Source organism: Halovivax limisalsi, assembly GCF_023093535.1.
Taxonomy (GTDB): domain Archaea; phylum Halobacteriota; class Halobacteria; order Halobacteriales; family Natrialbaceae; genus Halovivax; species Halovivax limisalsi.
Window position 1 is genome coordinate 1,207,144 of the sequence record NZ_CP095757.1, and the last position, 24,692, is coordinate 1,231,835.

The window sequence follows — 24,692 nt, forward strand, 5'->3', positions numbered from 1 at the left end:
CGATGCACGCGCCCGACGACTCCGCATCCGTATCCGCCCCCGATTTCGAGGACGAGGCCGTCCTGCTCGTCGGCCACGGCTCCCGTCGCGAGGCGTCGAACGAGCAGGTCCGCGAACTGGCCGCCGGCCTCGAAGCCCGACTCGGGATCCCCGTCGACGCGGCGTTCATCGAACTCGCCGAGCCGTCGCTCGAAGAAGCGTTCGCCGAACTGGCGGCGGTTACGAGCCGGATCGTCGTCGTCCACTGCTCGTTGTTCGCCGCCGGACACGTCAAGACCGACGTCCCGCTGGCGATCGAGCGGGCCCGGTCGGCCCACGCCGTCGAGATCGCGAACGGGCGCCACCTCGGCGTTCACCCGGCGATCCTGGCTCTGCTCGACGACCGCGCCGCGGCCGTCGAGCGCGACCTCGGGGTCGACCGCGAGGCGGACGAGGTCGCCGTCGCGCTCTGCGCCAGGGGCTCAAGCGACCCGGACGCCAACGCCGACGTGCACAAGCTGGCCCGGTTGCTGTACGAGGGGCGCGCGTTCGACCGGGTCGAACCGACGTTCATCGGGGTCACGGAGCCGACCCTCGACGAGACGTTACACGACCTCTCGAAGTTTCGGCCCGACGCCGTCGTCGTGCTGCCGTACATGCTGGGCGACGGCGTGCTCACCCAGCGCATCCGCGACTGGACCGCGGAGTTCGACGACGACTATCCCTACGTCGACGCGCTGGCCGGTGAGCCGCTCGGAACGGACTCGCGACTCCTGGACGTCTTCGCCGATCGGTGGCAGGCGGCTCGCACCGAGAGCGTCTCGATGTCCTGCGACACCTGCAAGTACAAGGTCGACCTGGCGGGCTACGAGGAGGACGTCGGCGGCGCTCGCGCCATGCTCCGGGCGCTGACCCACCAGGAAGCCCACGCCGACCGCGACGACGTCGACGACGAACCCCATTCTCACGACGCACCTGACAAACACCTCGCGGTGTGTACGAACCGGACCTGCGCCGAGATGGGGTCGCCGGCCGTTCTGGAGCGCCTGCGACAGGCGATCCGGGATACCGAGGACTGCGACGCCCGCGTCACGCGGTCGTCCTGTCTGGGACGCTGCGGCGACGGGCCGATGGTCGCGGTCTACCCCGACGGCGTCTGGTACGGCGGCGTCGAACCCACCGACGCGGACAGGATCGTTTCCGACCACGTCGACGGAGATCGCATCGTGAGCGACCTCGTCGATGCGACGCTGTAGCACAGCTAGCCGACCGAGCACGCGAAATCACCACCCAAACTACGGATATCATACATGAGCTGCCACGAAATCGAAGCGCTGCGACTCGGACTGATGACCGTCCTCGGCGTCGGGGACGAGGACGCCCGCGAACACGCGGAGGCGGAACTAGCGGGACACAAGGAGGGGCCGATCGAGGGGCTCGTCGAAGCCGAGAGCCTCACCGAGATCGAGCGCCACCTCGATGCGGCGCTGGTCGACCTCGAGGCGGAAGTCGCCGAACTGGACCCGACCGACCAGGAGTACGACTACACGCGCGGCCGGTTGCTCGAGGTGCGAAACGCCGAACGGGCGATCGGACGACTGCGCGACCAGGGCGCCGGCATCGTCGACGGACTGGGCGAGGCTCACCACACGCTGCACGAACTCTTCCCGGTCGAGGAGTGACGATGTCGGACGCCAGCACGCCGGTCGACGACCGGCCGGGCGCCGTCAGGCGCACCGTCCTCGGGGAGATCGAACCGGCCCGGAGCCGGCACATGTGGACCCGATCGGCCGTCTGCCTCGTGGACGACCTCGTCGTCGCGGGGACCTGGGACGGAACCGTCACCGCACGCGATCGGGAGACGCTCGACCCGCGGTGGTCGGTCGAGTGGTCGGAGCATCCAGTCACGCTCGCCGCCGGCGGCGGGACGCTCGTCGTCGGCGGGCGCGGCGTATCGGGTCGGCTCGCCGGGCTCGATCCCGCAACCGGCGACCGACGCTGGACCGTCGACACCGCCGGCGACCTGGGCGCGTCGGACCGGGACGGGTCAACCCCCGATCGGCTCTTCGAACTGCCGTACGTCGTCGACGCGACGGTCGAATCGACGAGCGGGCGCGTCTACGCCGCCGCCCGACGGTACGAGCGAGACGGGGACCGCCGGCGCTGGTGGAGCGTCGTCGACGCGTTCGACCGCGACGGCGCGGCTCGCTGGCGGTACGAGACCGACGCCTCGCCGATCGCACTCGACCTGGACGACGCCGGCGAGCGGCTGGCGGTGGCGTACAACCGCTGCATGGGCGACCACGACACCGGACTCGTCGTCCTCGACGCCGACACCGGCGACCGCCGCTGGGACTGGGACCCGGGGACCGAAGGCGACCGTCGCGTCGGTGACGTCGCCATCGACGGCGATCGAGTCGCGGTCGCCAGTCACGGCGACAAGCGCGGCTACTTGCTCGGTCCCGGCGGTCGCGAACGCTGGCGCGTCGATCTGGCCATCCCGACCGAGATCGGGGACGAGACGCTCTACGCCTACCCGAACCACGTCCACGCGAACGACGGGCGGGTCGCGTTCGTCACCGGAAACACGTACGCACGCGAGGGCCGCGAAACAGAGGCGCGACACCCGAACGAACACGCGATCACCGCGGTCGACGCGGACGGGTCGCCGCTGTGGGAGGGCGAACTCGAGGGCTTCGTCCACGAACTCGCGACGGAGGGCGACGCGATCGTCGTCCCGTGTGCGGGGAATTTCCGCGTCCGCGACCCCGATCGACACGCCGTTCGCACGTTCGACCTGGCGGCGGGCGACGGAGACGTGCGGCGCGTCGACGGCGTCCCGACCGCGGCGGCGGTCTCGGGCGAGACGGTCGCCGCGATCGAAGAACCCGTCGCGTATCACGACGACGAGCAGGTACGGGGCGAGTACGCGCTGTGGGTCTATCCGAACGCTCGGTAGCTCCTGCCCGACTGCGAGCCGCCCGACCCCTCACACGCTTTGTGCCGGAGGCCCAATCCGGACCGCGTCCGTCGGAACCGATTGCTGGTACCGATCCCGTAGCACTACTGTCGGATACATACCTGTCCGCCGAAGAATTATTTCAATATAAGACAATTATAAATTTCCTTCGTAGTAGGCCGTCCACGATTCGCTGCAGTCATGACAGATACCGACGCGAGCGATCCGATCGAATCGGCCACTGACAACCGGCGACAGTTCTTGCAGGCGATCGGCGTGACGGCAACCTCGAGCGCTCTGGTCGGCGCTGCGGCGGGGAACCCGGACGAGAGTGACACTTCCCGCGAGGCTGCGTTTGGGGCGCTGGTCCCCTTGACCCACGGCGTCGCCAGCGGCGACGTGACGGCCAGGACGGCCGTCCTGTGGGCGCGCACGGCGGAGGAGGCGACGATTCACGCCGCCTCCGTGCCAACTGATGGCGAGAGTGACACCGTCCACGGCCGAACCTCGGTCGACGCGACCACCGACTTCACCGGCCACCTCCGACTCGACCGGCTCTCCTCGGGGACGAACTACCGGTACTTCGTGTGGGCGACGGAACCGACTCCCGGGTTCCGGGCGAGCGAAGCCGTCGACGGCGAGGCGTTGAGCCGGATCGCGAAGCGCGATTCCCCGGACGCGATCGCCGGGGCGCTGCCACAAGCTATCGAAACCGGGACGTTCACCACGGCGCCGGCACCGGACGACGCTGCACCGGTCAGCTTCGCCTGGAGCGGCGATACGTGGGGCTACGGCGACGACCCCGTCGAACCGCCGTTTCCCGGCCTGCGAACCATCGCGGAACGCGAGCCGGATTTCTTCCTCTATCACGGCGATACGATCTACGCCGATGCACGAACGCCCGCGGGGAAGATTACGGAAAACACCCCGGTGGACGAGGCGCTCGACGTCTACCGCGCGAAGTACAAGGAGATGCGGGACCCGCCTGCGGACGTCGCCGACCGAACCTACCTCCGAGAACTGCTCGCCTCGACGTCCGTCTACACGGTGTGGGACGATCACGAGGTGATCAACAACTTCGCGGGCCCGATCGAACCCCTGATGCCGGAGGGTCGGCGAGCCTTTCGCGAGTACTGGCCGCTCGATCGAGACGACGAGGCCGCGCCCGGCGAATCGAACCGATTCTACGACTCCTTCCGATGGGGGAAACACGTCGAACTGTTCGTGATCGACACCCGGCAGTACCGGGATCCGAACGTCGATCTCGACGCGAAAACGCTGCTCGGCGAGGCCCAGCGCACCTGGCTGACGAACGCGCTCGCCGAGTCCGACGCGACGTGGAAGATCCTGGCCTCGCCCGCCCCGCTCGGCTATCCGTCCGACTCGTGGGCGACGCCGGCCGACAAGACCGGCTACGAGGGGGAACTGCTCGAGATCATCGAACACGTTCAGACGGACGAGATATCCAACCTGGTTGTCGTCGCCGGCGACGTCCACAAGTCGGTCGTCGGCGCGTACGATCCGGACGACGACGGCGCCTTCGAGTTCGTCGAGGCCATCGCCGGGCCGCTCGGGGCGCCCGCCGGCACGCCCGACGACCTCTATCCGCCGCTGAACCCCACGGAGTTCTTCGCGAAGGGCGAGTACACCAACTTCGGAACGATCGACGTCGACGAGTCGGGCGAGACGCTGACCGTCGGCATCTACGCCGCGGACGGAACCGAGCAGTTCTCGACGACGATTCGGACCGACGACATCGACCCTGGCCGCGCTAATCCCGACCGGATAGCGAGCACGTTCGACGCGGACGCCGACGGCTGGCTCATTTCGCAGAACGGGGGGAGCGACCACCCGATCTACCTCGAATCCGGTGGCAATCCCGGCGGCCACATCAGCGATGAGGGAGCTCGGGGTGGCGTCACCTGGTACTACCAGGCGCCGTTTAAGTTTCTGGGCGACCGCGAGGCCTTCTACGGCGGAACGCTCTCGTTCGACTGCAAACAGGACGAGATCGACTGGCAGTTCGACCCGCACCCGACGGAGGGCGGCGACGTCCTGCTCGCCAGCGGCGAGACGAAACTCGTCTACGAGTTCCGCGGTGTCGACGAGCCGGGCATCGAGTGGGCTACGTTCGAAGCGCCGCTGTCGGCCGACGCCGGGTGGATCGACCTGACGAGCGACGACCCGTACGCCACCGAAGCGCGATTTCGCGAGGTTCTCGCGAACCTCGAGACGGTGCGCATCCGCGGCGAGTATCGCTCGGGCGACGACAGGAGCTACCTGGACAACGTCGTCCTCTCGAAGTAACCGGACTCGCGTCGGATCAGACCACGAGCGGCCGTCGGCGCCCGCCACGCCCCGACGTGGGTCCCACTTGCGGGTCGGACGCTGCGACCGTGGTCATCACACGCGCCCGATAGGTCGCTCGCGGCGGTCAGTCCCGGCCGGTCCCGCGAGCGACTCCCAGCGACTGGAGCGCCTCGTCGTCGACGGTCGAACACAGGCGGCCGTCGAGCCGGACGGTAAATCCGTCGTGTTCGACGAGCGAGGCGACCTCCGCCCTGGTGATCGGCAGCGGCTGGTCGGCGTCCGCGCCGACCAGCCAGTAGCCGTCGTGGTTACACTCCTCGATGACGCGACCGACGACGCCCTCCGTGCCGAGCGGCTTGACCGCCGCGCCCTGCCTGACGACGTCGGTCGGGTAACAGCAGACGGTGAAGTCGTAGCGGTCCGGTCCGGCCGCGGTGACGTCGAACACGACGGGGGACTTGCTCACGCGGCGAACGACCGTCACGGACGCCTCGCCGTCGAATCGGACGTCGACCTCGCGGTCGACGCAGGCGGTGTACACGGCGTCGGCGACCGAGAAGCCTTCGAGCAGCTGCGCGAGTACGCCCCAGACGGTCGTCCGATCCGGCGCGTCGGAGGTGAGCGCCACGGCGATCGCACCCGCGTCGATCAGCGCCTCGCCATCGGTCTCTGGCGCGGCGCCGGCGAGCCAGACGACCGGCGCGCCGACGTCCGAGACCGCTTCGAACGCGAGCGTGCGGTCGGGACAGCGGATCCCGTCAGCGGTCGCCGGCAGGTCGATGTACAGGGCGGTTCCGTCGGCGACGAACGCGTCCCGGAGCGTCGACGCCGACGGTCCCTCGAGCACTACCACGTCGGTATCGTGATGGTTGCGATCGGCGAACCGGCGGAAGGCCGCCGCCCGCCCCGGATCGGCCGTCGCGAGCGTGAGCCGCGCGCGCTCCGGGGGCGGTCGTTCGACGGTTCGCGCTCGCTCCATCGCCTCCGGACGCAGTCGGCAGGTTCCGGGAACCCGCGCCGAGAACGTGTGGGCCGTCAGGAGCGCGTTCGGCCGACGCCGCCCGCCACCGCCCCGTTCGTCGACCGGCGTCGCTTCGCCCGCCGAACCGTCGTCGGTCCGCCCGGTCTCGATCGGCAGCCCCTCGTCTCCGGGGGCGTTGCCCCCGTCCGTTCCCGACGGGGTCGTCGGCGGAACGGCCGACGGCGACCGGGCGACATCGATGCGGGCGAGTTCGTGTAACAGCGGCGGCAGCACCGACACGTCGGCGGGATCGGGGCGCAGGACGGCTCGCTTCGGCCAGCGCGCACGAAACGGCGCGAGCACGTCGCCCGGCACCTCGAGGTACTCCAGCAACTGGTCGGCCGGCGACAGGTCGTACAGGTTCGGCGGGTAGAACGGGAGTTCCCCCGCGAGCTGGTCGTACTCGGCGCTCGCCATCGGCTGGTAGCCGGCCTCGCGTACCAGCGAATCGAGCAGCAGACACCGTCCGAGCAGGTCGGCCACGCGCTCCGACAGGCTCGCTCGCTTCGTCTCGAGCGGTTCGACGTGGCCGTTCTCGAGGACGAGCTCTGGCGCGTCACCCGCGCGAAGGTCCGCTCCGAGGTAGAAGGCGAGCGGCGCTACCCGGTAGCAGTGCCCGTAGGTCGCCGGAATGTGAATCTCGATCCCCGTCTCCGGCGCCCGGAGGTCCGCCGGCACGTCCAGCCGATCGCCCCGCTCGATCGCCGGCGGGTGCTGTCTGATCGTCGGCCAGGACCGCTCGCAGGTGAACTCCTTGATCGACGAGGCGAGGTACGGGAGGGCTTCGAGGAGCGCCTCCGGGTCGTCGGGGACCGTGATCGTCCCCGTCGGGTGCGACCGCAGCGAGCGCGCGCCGATGGCAACCCGCGTCTCCTCGTCGAATCGCAATTCGACGATCGACCGGCCCGCGCCCTCGAGGTACTCCTCCGCCGTGACCGCCGCGTCCTCGATCCGGAGGTGGAGCTTCACGGCCCCGGTGATCGAGGCGTGGTAGGTCCCGCGCGGCAGGTCGGCGAGCCCGTCCGCGATGACGCCGACCTGGTTGCCGTCCTCGTCCCAGATCGTCTGCCCGAACGTTTCCCGCAAGCGCAACTGCGAGACGGTGACCGAGACCGCCTCGTCGACGGGAAAGAGGAAGACGTCCGAGAGCGCGGGCTCGAGCGCGGGCTCCCGATCGAGCTCGATCGTCACCTCGGCGCCTTCGATATCGTCCCCGACGCGGACGGTCGGGCCCTCCCGTTCGATCGAAACCGGTGACCGAGGACTCCCGCCTGCCATTTCCGCTACTGTTTTTTCAACTCGAATAAACCAGTACCGAATTTGGGCGAGCGACGATCCCGCTGCGCCCGTCAAATCGGCCCTCCCGCAACGTGGGGCGCTCAGCTCGGTCCGGCTCCGTCGTCTCGCTCGCGACGACCCGGTGGGGGGTCGACGACCCGCTCGACCGAGAGCGCCGACAGCGGGATGCGCCGGGCGTCTGTTTCGTCCGCGAGCACGTCGAGCAGGCCGGTCCGATCGCGGCCATCGCTCGCGTCGACGACGAGCACGTCGGCCTCGGTCCTCGCCAGCCGGCTCGAGGCCTCGCGGGTCGCGGCCGTCGGACTGCCGTCGGCGACGTTCGCCCGGCCGTCGCTGACGACGACCACGCGGCTCGCCGGGGCGTCGGCCCGCTCGACCAGGCGGACCGCCGCGTCGAGGCCGGACGGCAGCGGCGTTCGATCGCCGGTCGGGAGTTCCTTCAGGTGCCGGGCCGCGAGCGTCACGCTGTCGGTCGGCGCGAGGACGACGTCGGCCGACTCGCCCGCGACGGCGACGAACGCCACCTCGTCGCGGCGCTCGTACGCGTCCCGGAGCAGCGACATGACCGTCCCCTTCGCCGCCTCCATCGCCGCGCGCATCGAGGCGCTGGCGTCGACGACGAAGACGAGGAGCGTCCCGGCGCTCGCGCGACGCACGGTGGTGCGAAGGTCGTCGACGTCGAGGGCCGTGCGTCCCTCCGTCGCGGCCGCCCGGATCGACGCCGCCGCGTCGACCGACTCGCCGTCCGACGGGTGCTTCGTTCGCACTCGTGCGCCGCGCCCCGTTACCGACGGGTTCGTGCGGGCGCTGACCCCGCCTCCCGACACGTCCGAGTCCGCGTCGACGGCCTCGACGGGCGGACGGTCGGCCTCGCCGATCCCGGCCCGACGCTGCCCGGGGACCAGCGGCGTCGCGGGTGCTGTGTCATCGTCGCCGGAAGCCGTCCCTTCGTCGTGCCGATCGTCCCGGTCGGCCGATGGTTCGCGATCCGATCCGGCCGATCTATCTGCGGTCTCGTCGGCGGGGTCGGATCCCGATTCACCCCCGCGGCGACCGCCGCCGCTCTTCGCCTCTCTGCCGCCGCGTTCGGTTCCATCCTCGTCGGCCGATCCGTCGCCACCGTCGCGGTCGCTCCGATCGTCCCCGCCACCGTCACTGGTCCCCTCGCCGTCGTCGCGTTCACTCCGATCTTCCTCGGCGTCGCGCTCGGGTTGCTCTCCGCCATCGCGGCGATCGCCATCGCCACCCCGGTCGTCGAAGTGCTCGTCGAGGACGTCCTCGAGGTCTGGCGCGTCGTCGAAGGGTCGACTCTGCAGCCGGTGGGGCAGCGCGAGGCGCGCGCCCGCTTTCAGGTCCGGCTCGATCACTCGTCGGCGCCCGTCGAGGGCCGCGAGCGTCCGGGCGGTGCGGGCGATCGCGATGTCACCACGGTGCCCGTCGACGTCCGCGTCGAGGCAGAGTTCGGCGATGTCGCGGGTCCACTCGGCGGGAAGGTCGACCTCGGGCAGGCGCTGGCGAGCCTCCCGGATCCGCGCCTCGACGGCGGCCGTCTCGTCCTCGTAGGCCCGCGCGAACGCGGTCGGGTCGGCGTCGCGATCGAGTGCGCGGTCGACGATCTCGACGCGATCGGCGACGTCGCGACAGCCGACGACGGTGGCCTGGAGCGCGAAGCGATCCCGGAGTTGCGGGCGCAACTCGCCCTCCTCGGGGTTCATCGTCCCGACGAGGGTGAAGTCGGCGGGGTGCGCGACGCTCACCCCGTCGCGTTCGACGCGGTTGCGGCCGCTCGCGGCCGCGTCGAGCAGGACGTCGACCAGGTGATCGTCGAGGAGGTTGACCTCGTCCACGTAGAGGAAACCCCGATTCGCGCGAGCGAGGAGGCCGGGATCGAACCCCGTCTCGCCGTCGAGGGCGTCGGAAATGGAGAGGGTGCCGACGACGCGCTCGCGGGTCGCGCCGAGCGGGAGCGTCACCAGGGGAACCGTGCGCTGCTCGACCGGCAGGTCGCCGACGTCGCGCGACCGACAGTCCGCACACTGGCGTCCGGGCTCGTCGGGCGGACAGCCGTAGGGGCAGTCCGCGACCGCGCGCTGGGCCGGCAGACACTCGACCAGCCCGCGGACGGCCGTCGACTTCGCGGTTCCCTTCTCGCCCCGGACGAGCAGCCCGTCGAGCGCGTCGTTCACCGCGACGGCCTGCAACGCCCGTTTCAGCTCCGCCTGCCCGACGATCGCCGGGAACGGGGTGGTCGCAGACGCGTCCCGATCGGCGGAATATGAAACCATATTTTCGGTAATACAACACGGGTTTATGAAAGTGCTGACCCGACGCTGCGAGCCGCGATGCACGACCCCGTGGTCGGCTCGGATCGCGACCGTCGTGCGGGACAGCGCGGACGGCTCGGGCCGCGGCCATCGAAGCGGAACCCCGCGCCCGTTGTTCGGGGCATGTCGGTCGGATTCGGACCGAACGCCACGCCCTCCCCGACCAAAATACTAATATATGATATCTATTGACAATCGGAACTGGATGTCGCGAAACAACACAGCAATCGACAGGCGATCGGTGCTGAAACGGCTCGGCGCGACGGGAACGGCCGCGACGGCCCTCGGGGCGGCCAGCGCATCGAGCGCCGCGGCCCCTGCGACGCGGGGCAGTGTTCGACCGCTGCCCGTCGAGCGTCTCGACGTCGAACGGATCTACGAGGCGGTTGCCGGGCAGTTACTGACGGAGCTGTTCGACGCAGGGTTGATCGACGCCGCGTCCGCATCCGCCCTCGACACGGACGTCGCGGCCGTCCGCGGCGGGCGAGCGGGTCGGGGCACGTTCGGCCTGTACATCGACGACGCCGTCGGTGAACGGAGCCTGCTCGCGACGAAGACACCGACCGACGGGGGCGTCCTGACACTCTACGTCCAGCCCGAACGCGACCTCTCGTACGCCACGCTTGAACCGGAGGAGGGCGACGATACGCTACTGTATGCGCCGGGCCAGGCTCCCGAACGAGTGTCCGCCGGGACCTCGAGTTCGTGCCCGGGGTGTACGTGTTACCCGAACTTTCCCTGCAACGATCGCGGCGGCGGGAGGATGGAGGTCTGCTGGGTCGAATCCACCGGCGGGCTCCCGTGCGTCGAGGTGACGGGTTGCTGCTAGGCGCTCGCGACGGTCGAGTTCGGTAGCGACCCGCGCAACCGAACCGCCGGTGGGAGCTGTCCGCCGATTGGGTTGGCGCGACGACCGGACCCGCTCGCGCGGTCGCACGCCGCCGGGCGTCCGTTCCCCTTCGATACCTTTTTGTCGCGGGGTATTACAAATACACTTTAGCTAATCCAATAGCAGTTTACAACATGTCTGCACGGATCGGGATCTACACGGCGACGGAGAACGAACTCGGGGCGATCCAGCGTGCGGCCGAGCGGCTCGGGGACGACGTCGACCTCGTCGTGCGCTCGGCGTCGGACCTCGAAGACGAGGCCGACGTCGAGGCGTTCGTCGACGAGGTGCGCGGGGCGACGGCGGCGGTCTTCTGGCTCCACGGGGCCGAAGAGAGCATGCCCGGCTACGACTACGCGGTCGGCGAACTCGCCGACGAGCGAGTCCCGCTGCTCGTCAAGTCGACGGGTGACGCCTTCGCCATCGAGGACACCACCGTGAGGACGGACCACCGCGAGACCGTCTACGACTACCTCGAGAAGGGCGGCACGGTCAACGTCGAGCACTGCTGTCGATTCCTCGCGAACGAGTACGCGGGAGCGGACCTGAACGCCCAGGCGCCGGTCGAACTGCCGACGGAGGGCGTCTACCACCCCGACCACCCGGGAATCGGGTACGAGGCGCTGCGCGAGACGCACGACCCGGACCGGCCGACCGTCGGCGTCTGGTTCTACGAGTCCCACTGGACCCACGCCAACACGCGCTACGTCGACGCGCTCGTCCGGGCGCTCGAAGCGTGGGGCGTGAACGTCCTGCCGGCCTTTTGCAACCCGGCGACCGACGAGGCGGGCCAGGAGAACGCCGAGTGGGTTGCCCGCAACTGGTTCAGCGATGCGGACGGGCCGGTCGTCGACGCCGTGGTGAGTTCCTTCATGTTCTCGCTCGGGATGAGCGAGCGCGGCCGATCGGCGAGCGACGAGGGCGGGACCGAGGAGATCTTCCTCCGCGAACTCGGCGTCCCCGTCCTGCAGGCGATCACGACGATGCGCTCGCGCTCGCGCTACGCCAACAGCGACACCGGCGTGATGGGCTTCGAACTCGCGCTCTCGGTCGCGCTGCCGGAGTTCGACGGCGCCGTGATCACCCACCCCATAAGCGGGAAAGAACGCACCGAGGACGCGGCCGGGATCGGCACCGCTCCGAAGCAGCACTTCCCGATCGAGGATCGGATCGACCACGTCGCGAGCCTCGCGGTCAACTGGGCGCAGCTTCGCCACACGCCCAACGACGCGAAGCGGGTCGCCGTCGTGTTGCACAACTACCCGCCGAGCGACGACGGCATCGGCACCGCCTTCGGCCTCGACACGCCCGCGAGCGCGAGCAACCTCCTCGCGGAACTCGACGCCCGCGGCTACGACGTCGGGGATCGCCCCGCGGACGGGCGGGAACTGATCGATTCGCTGACCGCCCAGCTCACCCTCGACGACCGCTGGGTCGCGCCCGAGGACGTCCGTCGGCTGAGCGTCGACACCGTCTCTCCCGAACGCTACGCCGAGTGGTTCGAGGCAGCCGACGCGGACTTCCGCGAGCACGTCCTCGAGGAGTGGGGCGACCCGCCGGAGCGGCCGTTCGCGATCCCTGGCGTCGAGTGCGGGAACGTCCTCGTGACGGTCCAGCCCCCGCGCGGGTTCGGCATGGATCCCTCGAAAGTCTACCACGACTCGGACCTCCAGCCGCCCCACGACTACTACGCCTTCTACGCCTGGCTGCGCGAGGAGTTCGACGCCGACGCGGTCGTCCACCTGGGCACTCACGGCAGCCTCGAGTGGCTCCCCGGCAAGACCGTCGGCCTCGACGCCGCGAGCGCGCCCGACGCCCTCATCGCCGACCTGCCGAACGTCTACCCCTACATCGTCAACAACCCCGGCGAGGGGACCCAGGCCAAGCGCCGCTCCTACGCCGCGATCGTCGATTACCTCACGCCCGTCATGCGATCGGCCGGCACGTACGACGACCTCGCCGAACTCGAGGAACTCGCGAATCAGTACCGCGAGGCCGGGATGGAGGACGCCCGCGCGGACGACGGCGAGCACCTCGAGACGCTGATTCGGGAGCAAGTGGCGGAACTGGACCTCGCGGTCGAATTGGGTATCGAGGGGACGATAGACGAACAGGCCGACGTTCGCGGACCGGCCGAGGCCGGCTCGACGCTCGCCGAGGGCGACGTGGCTGGCGACCGGGTCGAGATCGAAGAACTCGTCGGGCGCATCCACGCGTACCTCACCGACGTCAAGACCACCCAGATCCGGATGGGACTGCACACGATGGGCGAACCGCCCGCGGGAGAGCGGCTGGTCGAGTACCTCGTCGCGCTCACCCGGCTCGAGAACCCCGGCGCGCCAAGCCTGCGCGAGAGCGTGGCGGGCGTCCTCGGCGTCGACTACGAGACGATGCTCGACTCGCCGGGCGCGTACGAGGAGACCCTCGGGATGACCTACGCCGAAGCCGCGGACGAGGTCTACGAGACCAGCGTCGACCTGATCGAGACGCTCGCCGACCACGACTTCGACGTGCCCGAGTCCGAACGCGACGCGGCTCCGGGGGACGAAGTGAACACCAACCTGCTCGTCGTCGACCTCGAGCCGATCGGCGATGCCCGAGCGAAATCGGGCGCCCACGACGATCTGCGCGAAGTCCTCGCGTACATCTGCGAGGAGGCCCGGCCCCGCGTGAAGGCGTCCGAGGACGAGATCCCGAGAACGGCGGACGCGCTCGCGGGCGAGTACGTCCCGCCCGGCGGCTCGGGCGCGCCGACCCGCGGCGGCGTCGACCTGCTCCCGACGGCGCGGAACTTCTACACGCTTGATCCGCGGAAGGTGCCCGCCAAACCGGCCTGGAAGGTCGGTCGTGAAGTTGCCGAGGGCGTGCTCGAACGTCACCGGGACGAGCGCGGCGAGTATCCCGAGGAGATCGGCGTGGTCGCCTGGGGCACCCCGACCGTCCGCACCCGCGGGGAGACCATCGCGCAGGTACTGGCCATGATGGGGGTCGAGCCACAGTGGACCGACGCCGGGCGAATCGACGACGTCGAGCCGATCCCGCTCGACGAGCTAGACCGTCCCAGAATCGACGTGACGACCCGCGTCTCGGGCCTGTTCCGCGACGCCTTCCCCGCCGCGGCGGGCGTCATCCACGACGCCGTCGACGCCGTCGTCGACCGCGACGAACCCCACGAGCGGAACTACGTCAAGAAACACGTCGAAGAGGAGGCTGCGGAACTGCGCGAGGCGGTCGAGGAACAGCGCGAAGGTGCGGATGGCGAGAATCTCGACGCGGCCGACGCCCGCGAGGCCGCCAAACATCGCGTCTTCACGACGAAGCCCGGCGGCTACGGCGCGGGGACGAACAAGGCCGTCGACGAGGGCAACTGGGACGACCGCGCGGACCTCGCCGAGGTCTACGTCCAGTGGGGCGGCTACGCGATGGGCTCGCGCGGTCGGGTCTCCGGCGCCCACGACGCCTTCGAACGGCGCCTCTCGAGCGTCGACGCGACGGTCAAGATCGAAGATACGATGGAGCAAGACGAGTTCGACTCCTCCGACTGGTACGCCTTCCACGGCGGCTTCATCTCCGCGGTGAGCGAAATTTCGGGGACTGAACCGGCCTCCTACGTTGGCGACTCGTCGGATCCGGATAACGTGGACGTCTACACCAACGAGGAGAAGGTCCGGAAGGCGATGCGCGCACGCGTGCTCAACCCCGACTGGCTCGACTCCATGGAGGACCACGGCTACAAGGGCGCGGGCGACCTCTCGACGACGGTCGACGTGACGCTCGGCTGGGACGCCACCACCGGCGTCGTCAGCGACGCGCTCTGGGAGGCCGTCGCCGAGGCCTACGCCTTCGACGCGGACCGACAGGACTGGCTGCGGGAGGTGAACCCGTGGGCGCTCGAGTCGATCACCGACACCCTCCTGGAGGCGATCGAGCGCGACCTCTGGGACGCCGACGACGAGACTCGCGATCGGTTGCGCGATCTGAACCTCTCCGTGGAGGGCGATCTGGAGGCGCGGACGACCGCCGAGGCCGCCGATCCGGAGGTGTCGACCGATGACTGAGGGCGAGCCGACGCCAGCGGCCGACGGGGCGGGCGGATCGACAGCCGAGACGGACAGGGCGGGCGGATCGACCGCCGAGACGGACGGGGTGGACGAGTCGACCGCCGAGACGGCGGGTGACCCCGACGAGGCGTACGCCGACCTCGGCGCGACGACGGAGAACGCGATGGAGATCGCCGAGACGAGCATGGACATCGTTCGCCAGTTCGTCCCGGACGAGACGCTGGCCGACCGGATTCGACAGAAGTCGGTCCACTCGATGGGCGACATCGAGTTCCAGCACCTGATCGAGTTCACCGGCGCGGACGGCGTGGGCGCGGACGAGGACGCTCCGGTCCGGGCGGGCGCGCGGGCCGTCCTCGACGAGGCCCCCATCGTCACGGACATCACGATGGTGAAAGCCGGCGTGACCGGACGGGGACACGACTGCGAGGTTTCGAAGGCGATCGGCCACGGGACGGAACTCGCCGAGAAGACGGGCATGACACGAACCGCCGCGGCGATGCTCGAACTCGACAAGGACGGTCGGTTCGAGGACGCGATCGTCACGATCGGCAACGCGCCGACCGCGGCGTTCGCCCTCGCGGATTGCATCGAGAACGGAACGCGACCGGCGGTCGTCCTGGCGCACCCGGTCGGGTTCGTCAAGGCCGAGGAGAGCCGCGAGCGGATCCGCGAGGTGAGCCGCGAGCACGACGTCCCCGCGATCACCCACGTCGGGCGGCGGGGCGGAAGCGGGCTCGCCGCGGCGCTGACGAACGAACTGATCCACGTCGCCTCGGACGTCCGCGACGGCGCGATCGATATCGACGGGATCGCGAGCCGATGAGCGACGACCTGGCCCCCGATCCGGCGACGATCGCCGCGGCGTCGGCGGAACGAACCGTCGGCGACGCGGGTGTGAGGGAGGGTGGAACGAGCGGCGACGCGGACGGCGCTGGGGCCACCGACGGCGCGAACGGTGACCCGGTCTACGCGGTCGGGATCGGGCCCGGAAATCCCGACTACCTCACGCCGCGCGGCGAGCGCGCAATCCGCGACGCCGACGTCGTCGTCGGCTTCGACTCCGTCGTCGCGTACGTCGCCGAGCTGGCGCCGCCGGGTACCGAGCTGCTCACCTGCGGGTACGACGACGAGGGGGAGACGCTCGCGGCGTTCGCCGACCGGGTCGCCGACGGCGTGGCGGGGACCGCCGTCCTGATGGGCGATCCGAACCACTCCGGGTACCAGTTTATCGGCCGGGTCCAGCGGGCCGTCGAGGCGGCCGCGCCCGCGCGACCGATCCGGGTGATTCCCGGCATCTCGTCGCTCCAGGTCGCCGCCAGCCGCGCCCGGACGCCGATGGAGGACAGCGAGTTCGTCACGCTCCACAAGCGCGGCGACCTCGAAGGCGACCTGGCGCGCCTCGCCAGGGCCGTGGGCGAGCGACACCTCCTGGTGCTGCCGCGACCGTTCGACTGGATGCCCGGCGATATCGCCGACTTCCTGCTCGACGAGGGGGCGGATCCGGCACTCGACGCGCTGGTGTGCGAGAAACTGACGCACGACGACGAGGCGATTCACCGGTTCACGCTGGCCGAACTGGCCACCCACGCCGGTGGTGACGGCCGCGACGGGACGCCGTTTTCGGACCTGAGCGTCCTGGTCGTCCGCCGTCCGGTCGAGATCGAGTGAGTGACCGGGGCGAGCGGCCACCGCGGTCGAAATCGAGCGACCGACGAGATCGAGGTCGAGCGCGCGACGGAACGGCCAATCGTCGGGATCACCGCTCGGCCGTCGCAGGTCTGACTCCCCAGCTGGCCACCTGCTTCAGGTGGCGAGTGGCGGCCACGCGGGCGCCACGGTCTCCTGGACGAGCTGCGTCTGGGCCCGACGGAGCCGTTCGGAGACCGACGAGGCGGTGATTCCCAGCTCGTCGGCGAGCCCCTCGAGCGAGGTCCGGCGGGGGATCTCGAAGTAGCCGCGTTCGTAGGCGATCCGGAGCGCTTCGCGTTGCTCGTCCGTGAGGCCGTCGCCCGGCGGTTCGGCGTCGCCGTCGCGGGTGAGCCGGCGGAGCCGGAAGCCGGCGTTGTCCTGCCAGAACGAGGCGAACGCGTCGAACGTCGTCCGGTCGAGGAACCAGCCCGTCTGTCGCCAGCCCTCGGGTAACACTTCGATTCGTTCGATGATGGCGTCCTCGGTCGCGAGGTCGGTGAGCCCCTCGAGGTCGTCGACGGCGTCGCCGAGCTGACCGGCGAAGCTGTAGGCGGGTCGAGCGCGGTACCGGCGGGCGGTCCCGGCTTCGCCGATCAGCGTCCACCCCGCGACGTCGTCGGCCGCTGTCAGCGCCCGCTCGAACGCGCGCCGGGAGCCGTCCGTCACGGTGACGACGAACGGCGGCCGATCGCCGTGGTTGTACTGGAGGTCGAGGACGATCGTCGCCTCGGGGACGGCCGACGCGGCACCCGCGAGCGGTAACGCGGGACACTCGATGTCGAATTCCGCTACCAATCCCATACGTCGTCGTCCGCGCACGCTCCCAAGGGGGTGACGGAATCACCCGGCCGACTGCGCCGATCGGCGGAGCGTGTGTTTACCCCGTCGTGCGTGATCGACGCTTCCAGGTACCCACCGACGCGACCGGCGCCGCCATAAAGGGCCGCATCACTGAGAGACGGGTCTACCGTCCGGACAGCCGAACGGAGAGTGCATGCAGCCGAATCACGATACAGACGGAACGCAGTTCACCTACGACCGAGACGGAACGGGTCAGCCGCTTTGCCTGCTTCACGGCGGCATGGCGCCCCCGGAGTACTGGACGCCAGTCCGTCCCGAGCTGGAGAACTACGCCACGATCGTCCCGCAGCGGCCGGGCTTCGGGACGTGCCTCGACGACCCGGCGGAGACGGGGCCGGAGGACGTCCTCGACCGCGAGGTTCGGTACGTCCGCGAACTCGTCGACACGGTCGACGGCGAGCCGATCTTGTTCGGACACTCTTACGGCGCGCTCGCGGCCATCGAAGCCGCGCGGGCGGCGACGGTGGACGCGGTCGTCGCGTACGAACCTGCGATCCTCCCCGAGCCCTTCCGGACCGAGGCCGATCTCGCCGCCCAGATGGAGCGACTGCTCGAGGACGGCCGTCGTCGCGAGGCGATCCAGCGCTACGTCGAGCTGGTCCTCCACCCGGACGGGATCGACGACCTCGACGCGTGGCTGGCCGAGTGGCCGGTCTGGCCCGACTGCGTCGACCTCGCCGAGGAGGTGACCAGGATGAATCGCGCCGTCGAACGGTATCGGCTCCCCGATCGGCTGGACGTCGACGCGCCGGTACTGGTGCTGACCGGGACGGCCGGGCCGGACTTCCTTCGCGAAAGTGCCCGGAGCGTCCACGACGCACTGCCCAACAGTCGCTTCGTCGAGTTCGACGGCCTCGGCCACGGCGGTCCGGCGCGATCACCGCGCCGGGTCGTCGATGTCGTCGAATCCTTCCTCGACGATCGCGTCTCGTGATCGACGCGACTCGAGGATTGTCCCGTACACGACGCCCTCTCGATCGGCCGCGTTCGACCTAGTCGTCCGCGGGTGCGCCGAGCCCGGAGTCGGCGCCGCTCGCGTCATCGTCGCCCGTCACTGTCGCGTAGAGCATGATCAGCATCGAGAGGATGAGCGCGGCGCCCCAGAGGAAGCCGGTCGGCATGAGGAACGTCAGGCCGAAGCCTTCGCCGAGCCAGACGACGCCGGGGATGCCCCACTGACCGGCGACGAACAGGCCCGTCACCGCGGTCCGGAGGGTGCCCGTCACGCCGAGTGCGGGGACGGCAAAGCCCATCACGATCGCGAGGATCGAGATGACGCCGAGGTGGGCGTGTCCGCCCATCATCCACGCCGGGACGGCGTCCCCACCGGCGACGATCGCGAGCTGGTGCATGCCGACGGCCATCATGACGGTCAGTCCGAGGAAGCCGCTCGCCTTGAGAACCTTCGTCATATACAGTTAGTCGGATATGTCCGTTTCGGGTAATATTTGGGGTGCCAGCAGGGCTTGCGCGTTCGGATCCGACCGCTAGAGCCGCTCGCGGACGAGTCGACGCTCCGCCTCGGTGCAGTCGTACAGCTCGAAGACGAGTTCGTCGACGAGTTCGCGCCGCGCCTCGATCGCCTCGTCGAGCGCTCGCGCCCGTTCGACCGTCGCTGCGTAGCGGGCGAGGTCGTCCGCGATGTCGTCGGGTTTCGGGAGCCTGAGGGCCGCGAGCCGGTCGAGGAGCGAGATCGTCTTCGTCGCGTTCGTCCGGACGTCCGCGAAGCCGTCCGCGCGCGAGACGGCGTACGGCACGAACGCCGAGAGGACCGGTCGGACCTCCGGCCCGGGGCCGTCGATCCTGAACGCCGGGATCGCGTCGGTCGTCACGTAGCCGTGAGTGTCGGTCTCGAACGTTTGGTCGTCGGTCTCGCTCGTCGGGTCGTCCGCGTCACGCTCGGACGCGCCCGCTGGCTTGTAGCGGGCTCGCACTGCGATGACGATGGCGCCGTCGTCCTCGCGAATCTCGACCGCCGCCGCGAGCCGGAGCTTCCGTCGCGTCGCGGTCGTCTCCGCGAGCACGCTCTCGGCCGCGCCCGGAATCGGATCGCAGCCCGGCAGGTCGCCGAGCGACGGCCCCCAGCGGTACGAGTCGAGGTAGGCGTCGAGGTCGGTCTCGAGCGCCGCCCGGCGCTCGGACAGGCGCGAGATATCGTCGGCGAGCCAGGAGCAAAACGCCGCCCCATCCGCCGCACGGTCGTACGCCGTGCGGATCGCCTGCGCGTCCGTCTCGTCTCCCACTTCCGCCTCGCTTCCGGCCACCGCCTCGTTCCCCACTTCCGCCTCGGCCCCGGTCACCGTCTCGTCGATCAGGTCCGTCCAGTCCGGGTCCGCGGGCGGCAGGCGGATCGGCAATCGATCCAGCGAGGACAGCGAGAGGCGCGGAAAGAGCTGCTGGCTGCCCTTCTCGCCGGAGACGAGGTGGACGAACGAGAGGAGTCGACTGTTCAACAGCGCGGTGAGCGTTCCGGCGTCGAGGCGGTCGTCGGTCGGCACGATCGTGATGATCGATTTCGGAACCAGCGCCTCCCGTCGCACCCGCGCAGCGGTGATGCCGTCGTCGCCGGTGACCTCCCGGACCAGGACGCGGTCGCCGTCCCGGAACCGAGCCGGCGGCAGGCGGAAGAACTCGGCCTCGCGGTCGACGTAGCCGTCGGGCGTCGGATCGACGTGGTAGGGCGAGAGCGACGACGCGCGAATCTCCGGGACGTGGCCGTCGCTGACCGCCTCGCTCGCGTGGTGGGCTTCGGCCTCGATGACGTCCGGGTCGTGCAGGTCCGCGTGGTAGAGCTGGTAGCCGACGGTCCGGTCGACGAGGTCGCCGAGCGGCGTCGCGTCGGCTTCGAGTCGCGAGACGAGGGCGCGCTCGCGCTCGCTCGCCCGCAGTTCCAGGCGGTAGTTCTCGGCCGCGATCGACTCGACGGCCACGTCGCGAATGCGGATCGGAGCCCCGTCCGGGCGGCGCTCGAAGACCTCGATCCGCTCGTGTCCGCCCGCGACGTCGAGGACGAACGTCGTCGCGTTCGCTCCAACCGCCGGGAAGGTCGATCGCGGGAGGAGGCTCACGCGACGCAGCATCCCCGTTCCGACGGTGGCCCGCCTGAGCTCGCTCGCCGCCGGCATCGAGAGCCAGGACTGGGGCGTCACCAGCGACACCGTCTCGCGCGCCAGGTCGACCGACCGTTCGACGAAACAGCGATAGAGGTCGGGCTGGCCGGACTGGTACCGGTAGGTCGACTCGACGGACGCACGGACCGGCTCCTCGCCGGTGATCACCCACGGCGGATTGCCGACGACGGCGTCGAACCCGGTCGCCGCGTCCGATCGAGTTCCTGTCTCGCCCCCGTCTCGCTCGAACCGAGCTCCCCCTTCGTCGTCTCGGCGGTTCGCTGGGCCGCCCGTCCCTTCGATTCCGCGTTCGGCCGGCGGTTCGCGTCGTGCGAAGACCGCCGGAAACGCCAGGTGCCAGTGGAAGAACGCGTGCTCGCTCGCCAGTCGGTCGACGTCGTCGACCCACTCGGCGTCGCACGCCCGCTCCCACGCGTCGTCGGACGAGAGCGCGTTCGCCAATCGCTCTGGCGCGTCCGCCGGGACGTCCTCGAATCCGCAGGCGACGGCCGTCCGGGCGTCGAGGACGGTCCGTAGTCGGTCGGATCGATTCGGGGTCCGGCCGTCGGCCACCTCATCGTCTCCCTCGGTCGCTTCGCTCGCGATCGCCTCGATCGGATCGCCCGCGCACCCGAGCAGCGCGTTGCCGGTCCGGAGGTGCTCGCCCAGGCGTGTGAGAGCGTCGTCGTCGGTCCCCGCTCGAAGCTCGTCGCGCTCGGGTCCCGCTCGAAGCCACAGCGACGCGCGGGCGAGTTCGACGGCCACCGGGTCCGTGTCGACGCCGTAGAGGCAGTTTGCCGCGACGATCCGTCGCATTCGGTCGACGTCTGGAGATCGATCGAGCGGCGATGCGTCGTCTGCCGTCGCCGCTCGATCCGCGGCGCGGACCGCGGCCAGCGTCACCCGATCGAGCGCCCCGAGGAGGAAGTGCCCGGTCCCCATCGCCGGGTCGAGGACGCGACGCTCCCGGAGCCGATCGAGGAACGGGATCCCATCGTCGCGACCGCGGGTCGACGCCGCGCCGCCGCGGTCGCCCGTCCGAATGGCCTCGACGAGCTGGCCCAGCGCGTCGTCGACGACGCCGTCGACGACCCACTGTGGCGTGTAGAACGACCCGGTCACCGCCCGCTCGTCCGATTCGCGGCGCAGGTACATCGCGCCCGCTTCGACGACCGCGGGCTCCCCGGTTCGCTCGCTCGCGTCGCCGGCCGCGTCCGTCGGCACGTTCGCGTCAGAGTCGCTGGACCCGCCGGACGGTTGCTGCCGCTCGTCGGTCGCCCCAGCCGGACCCTCCGCGTCAGCCTGCGGAACCCACTCGCCGTCGGATCGCCGAAGCGGCTCCGTCGCGACCGCCAGCTCGAACTCGAGCAGTGCCTCGTACTGACGGCCAAGCGAGCGCCCGTCGAGGTCGTCGTACGCGAATCGACGGGCGTCGCCGTCCGCGTTCCCGTCGCGATAGCTGAGCAGGTCGAGGACGCGACCGAGAGTGGCGTCGCCCAGGTGTGCGTTCGCGAGGAATTGCTCGACCCGGTCCTCGCGCCTGCGAGATCCGACCCCGTCCCGGCCGTCATCGGATCGTGCTCCGGGGGCCGCTCGATCGTCGACCGACCGTCCGGTCGCGTCCGCCAGCGAATCGAACAGCGTCGTCAGCCTGTCCCAGCACGCACCGCTCGACCGGTGGTGGCGTCCGTCGTCATCGCCGCCGTTATCGACGGCAACTCGGCGGAGTCGATCGAGAACGTGCGCGTCGCTTCGATCCGTCGGACCGGTCTCGACCGATACGATTTCGCGACGCGACGCGGTCCCCAGAACGAGCAGCCGAACGAGGACGCGGATCGAGGCCTGAAGAAGGCGGTCGTCGGGGGCTGGACCGCCGGTCGGATCGGGTGCGTCCGCGCGTGCCGTCGGTGAGCGAGAGTGTGCGTCCTCCCGACCGCGTCGGAACCCGTTCGCGAGCGCTTCGACGGCCCGACGGGCGTTTCGCTGGAGGTCCGCTTCCATCGACTCGAGGTACGTCTCGCTCTCGGCGGCGACGGTATCGAGCAAACAGCGTCCCTCGTCGTCGGGCTCGACGGCCGTCGGCCCGAAGAGCTGCGTGAAGTACCGCCAGTCTTCGAGCGTTCCCGACCGGAGGAGCGCCGGCAGGTCGATCTCGTAGGGTGCGTCGAGCCGGTGACTGGACGACGCGTCGTAGAGGCGCCACGTCCGGCCGTTCGTACAGATCGCCCAGCGAACCGGTGCGGCCTGGAGCGCCGCGTGAACCTGGTAACTCGGGACGCCGGCGTCCGTCGCGGACGACTCGTCGGAATTCGGTGCGGACTCCCCGACGGCGTCGAGCGGCCGGTCCCACACCCTGACGTCGAGCAGGGCGACCGCGTCGCCGATCGATTCTTTCCCGCCGTCCGATCCGTCGCCGGCAGTGTGTGCGTACTCACCCCCTCGGTCGTCATCGCCCTCCGACGTTCGGACGGTTCGCGTCGGCGCAAACCGCCGAACCGTCGACGCGCTCGCCGACGAATCGTCGGTCCACTCCGTCGCGGCCGTTCGATCGGGGCCGCCCTCGCTCGTCCCACCCGGATCGACCCCGTCGTCTCCCCTCCCGTCGACCGGCTCGCCGAGGTGCCGCTCGAGGGCGCGGAGGATCGGTCGAACGAACGTCGCTTCGAGCTCCCTCGCCGACCGGTCGGCGGCGGTCGCCCGCTCTCGCTCCCAGATCTCCCGGACGGCGTCGACGGCCGCTCGCTGGCTCGCGTCGTCGAGGTCGGTCCAGGCCGGCGACTCGCGGAACGGGCCCTCGAGGTGGCCACTCGAAAACGGCCTGCGCGTGCGCCGAAAGTCGCGATCGCGTTGCATGGTCGTCACGGCTGCCTGGATCGACGTCGCGGCTCCCTCGCTCCGGCCAGCGCAGCGTTCGCTCTGAGACTGATGGAGCAGGGGGAAAATCCTTGCGCGGTTCTCGCGGCTCGCCGGACGGTCGCGCTCAGCGTCGACGGTGGAGGAAGAACCCGCCGATCGATAGCGCGAGCACCGCCGCGAGCGGGCCGAAGCCCGACAACTCGTCGGAGGCGTCCTCGTCGCGTTCGGCACCCTCGTTGCGGACGACCGTCGATCCGTTCTCGTCGTCTCCGGTTCCGTTACCGTCGGTTTCGTCGACACCGTCCGGATCGCTCGTCGCCGGGTCGTCCGCCGTGCGCCCGTCGCCGTCCGATCCGTCAGTCGACTCGTCGCCGTCCGACTCGGTGCCGCCTCCCGGGCCGTCGTTCGCTTCATCCCCGTCATCGTCGCGGGGCGGCTGCAACTGGAGGACGGCGACCGCCTGGCCGTGCGAGCCGCCAGGCTCGTAGGTGAAGCTCCCGACCTCCTCGTACGGGACGGCAGCCTCGATCGGGTCGACGTCGGTCTCCCAGGCCTCGTTGGCCTGCTGGACGAAGCCGACGAGTTCGACCCGATCGGCGTGTTCGCCCGCGATCGTCACGTTACCGTAGGAGATCGTCGCGGTCTCGGTGGGCCCGTGGAACTCGATGCAGTGACTGTCGAGGTAGCCGTCGCCCTGGGGGAGGTCGTCGGCCGCGCCGAACTGGTCCGAGTCGAACGGCCGGTCGTAGTGCTCGGTCAGCGGGTACTCGACGACGAAGGGATCGGCCCGGGTGTGCCACTCGATCGTCTCGCCGGTCGGCATCGTCACGCGCGTCTCCGGGATGGTCCGGCCGGTGATCGGCTCGCCCGCCTCGTTGAGCAGCGTCACGCAGAGCTTGCCCGACCCATCGCCGAGGTACGGGTTCCGATACTCGTCGCGCGGGTTGCGATAACTGATCCACTCGCCGTCCGGGTCCTCCGCCTCGAAGTACGGGTCACCCGGTTCGGGTACCGGTATCTCGGCGGCGGGTTCCGAAACGTTCTCGTCCGCCTGGGCCAGCGCGCCGGGCGCCCCGACGATCGCGAGTAGCAGTGTGCCGACGAGCGCGCCGGCGACGGCGAGGCCGACCGCTCTGGGGTACCGATTCCGATCCGTATCGTTTCCTGACGTCATGGTTGTCGAACCAGTCCGAACCGATGGACGTGCGGAATTTTGCCATGTACCGCGTACCGACTGGTAGGCGCTCGACAGCCCGAAGTAAGGGATCGACAAGCGATGCGTAGCGGGCGACAACCGACGCGTAGGGGCCGGAAAGTGAGGCGTAGGGGCC

Annotated in this window: 15 protein-coding genes; 9 read left to right on the forward strand and 6 right to left on the reverse strand. The window is 70.1% G+C overall.

Annotation, left to right across the window (positions count from 1 at the left end; all coding sequences use genetic code 11):
* The first annotated feature begins 2 nt into the window (after window positions 1-2).
* The 4 genes from MXA07_RS05365 to MXA07_RS05380 all read left to right on the forward strand — a co-directional run bounded on the left by MXA07_RS05365 (window position 3) and on the right by MXA07_RS05380 (window position 5,245).
* On the forward strand, window positions 3-1,235 hold the full coding sequence (locus MXA07_RS05365; RefSeq protein ID WP_247731018.1) for a CbiX/SirB N-terminal domain-containing protein: 1,233 nt from the start codon (window positions 3-5) through the stop codon (window positions 1,233-1,235).
* Window positions 1,236-1,289: 54 nt separating this feature from the next.
* Window positions 1,290-1,661 carry a DUF3209 family protein gene (locus MXA07_RS05370; RefSeq protein WP_247731019.1) on the forward strand — a complete coding sequence of 124 codons (372 nt, stop codon included), beginning with the start codon at window positions 1,290-1,292 and terminating at the stop codon, window positions 1,659-1,661.
* 2 nt (window positions 1,662-1,663) lie between these two features.
* Window positions 1,664-2,938 carry an outer membrane protein assembly factor BamB family protein gene (locus MXA07_RS05375; protein ID WP_247731020.1) on the forward strand — a complete coding sequence of 425 codons (1,275 nt, stop codon included), beginning with the start codon at window positions 1,664-1,666 and terminating at the stop codon, window positions 2,936-2,938.
* Window positions 2,939-3,139: 201 nt separating this feature from the next.
* Window positions 3,140-5,245, forward strand: a complete 2,106-nt coding sequence (locus MXA07_RS05380) for an alkaline phosphatase D family protein (RefSeq protein ID WP_247731021.1) — start codon at window positions 3,140-3,142, stop codon at window positions 5,243-5,245.
* Window positions 5,246-5,372: 127 nt separating this feature from the next.
* Here the strand turns inward: MXA07_RS05380 and MXA07_RS05385 are convergent, their stop codons facing one another.
* Both MXA07_RS05385 and MXA07_RS05390 read right to left on the reverse strand, forming a co-directional pair.
* On the reverse strand, window positions 5,373-7,547 hold the full coding sequence (locus tag MXA07_RS05385; RefSeq protein WP_247731022.1) for a hypothetical protein: 2,175 nt from the start codon (window positions 7,545-7,547) through the stop codon (window positions 5,373-5,375).
* 101 nt (window positions 7,548-7,648) lie between these two features.
* A complete protein-coding gene (locus MXA07_RS05390) occupies window positions 7,649-9,853 on the reverse strand; it encodes a VWA domain-containing protein (RefSeq protein ID WP_247731023.1) in 2,205 nt (734 codons plus the stop codon).
* 244 nt (window positions 9,854-10,097) lie between these two features.
* Here MXA07_RS05390 and MXA07_RS05395 point away from each other — a divergent pair, with 244 nt between their 5' ends.
* From MXA07_RS05395 to MXA07_RS05410, 4 genes are all read left to right on the forward strand, one after another.
* Entirely contained in the window at window positions 10,098-10,721 is a 624-nt protein-coding gene (locus MXA07_RS05395) for a hypothetical protein (RefSeq protein WP_247731024.1), read from the forward strand.
* Window positions 10,722-10,900: 179 nt separating this feature from the next.
* Window positions 10,901-14,839, forward strand: coding sequence for a cobaltochelatase subunit CobN (gene cobN, locus MXA07_RS05400; RefSeq protein WP_282102552.1), 3,939 nt, complete (start codon window positions 10,901-10,903; stop codon window positions 14,837-14,839).
* A 166-nt stretch (window positions 14,840-15,005) separates the two neighbouring features.
* Entirely contained in the window at window positions 15,006-15,668 is a 663-nt protein-coding gene (locus MXA07_RS05405; RefSeq protein ID WP_247731712.1) for a precorrin-8X methylmutase, read from the forward strand.
* Window positions 15,665-16,513: a cobalt-precorrin-7 (C(5))-methyltransferase gene (locus tag MXA07_RS05410; RefSeq protein WP_247731026.1), complete on the forward strand. Its 849-nt coding sequence runs from the start codon at window positions 15,665-15,667 to the stop codon at window positions 16,511-16,513. Before MXA07_RS05405 ends, MXA07_RS05410 begins: the two co-directional genes overlap by 4 nt.
* Window positions 16,514-16,648: 135 nt before the next feature.
* Here MXA07_RS05410 and MXA07_RS05415 read toward each other — a convergent pair whose 3' ends face one another.
* Window positions 16,649-17,335 carry a helix-turn-helix domain-containing protein gene (locus MXA07_RS05415; RefSeq protein ID WP_247731027.1) on the reverse strand — a complete coding sequence of 229 codons (687 nt, stop codon included), beginning with the start codon at window positions 17,333-17,335 and terminating at the stop codon, window positions 16,649-16,651.
* Between the two features lie 193 nt (window positions 17,336-17,528).
* Between MXA07_RS05415 and MXA07_RS05420 the strand changes: the two genes are divergently transcribed.
* Entirely contained in the window at window positions 17,529-18,329 is an 801-nt protein-coding gene (locus tag MXA07_RS05420; RefSeq protein WP_247731028.1) for an alpha/beta fold hydrolase, read from the forward strand.
* Between the two features lie 58 nt (window positions 18,330-18,387).
* Here the strand turns inward: MXA07_RS05420 and MXA07_RS05425 are convergent, their stop codons facing one another.
* From MXA07_RS05425 to MXA07_RS05435, 3 genes are all read right to left on the reverse strand, one after another.
* Window positions 18,388-18,807, reverse strand: a complete 420-nt coding sequence (locus MXA07_RS05425) for a DUF8059 family membrane protein (protein ID WP_247731029.1) — start codon at window positions 18,805-18,807, stop codon at window positions 18,388-18,390.
* A 75-nt stretch (window positions 18,808-18,882) separates the two neighbouring features.
* Complete coding sequence (locus tag MXA07_RS05430; RefSeq protein ID WP_247731030.1) at window positions 18,883-23,358, reverse strand: Eco57I restriction-modification methylase domain-containing protein; 4,476 nt, start codon at window positions 23,356-23,358, stop codon at window positions 18,883-18,885.
* A gap of 127 nt (window positions 23,359-23,485) precedes the next feature.
* A complete protein-coding gene (locus MXA07_RS05435; RefSeq protein ID WP_247731031.1) occupies window positions 23,486-24,535 on the reverse strand; it encodes a PGF-CTERM sorting domain-containing protein in 1,050 nt (349 codons plus the stop codon).
* Between the last annotated feature and the right edge of the window lie 157 nt (window positions 24,536-24,692).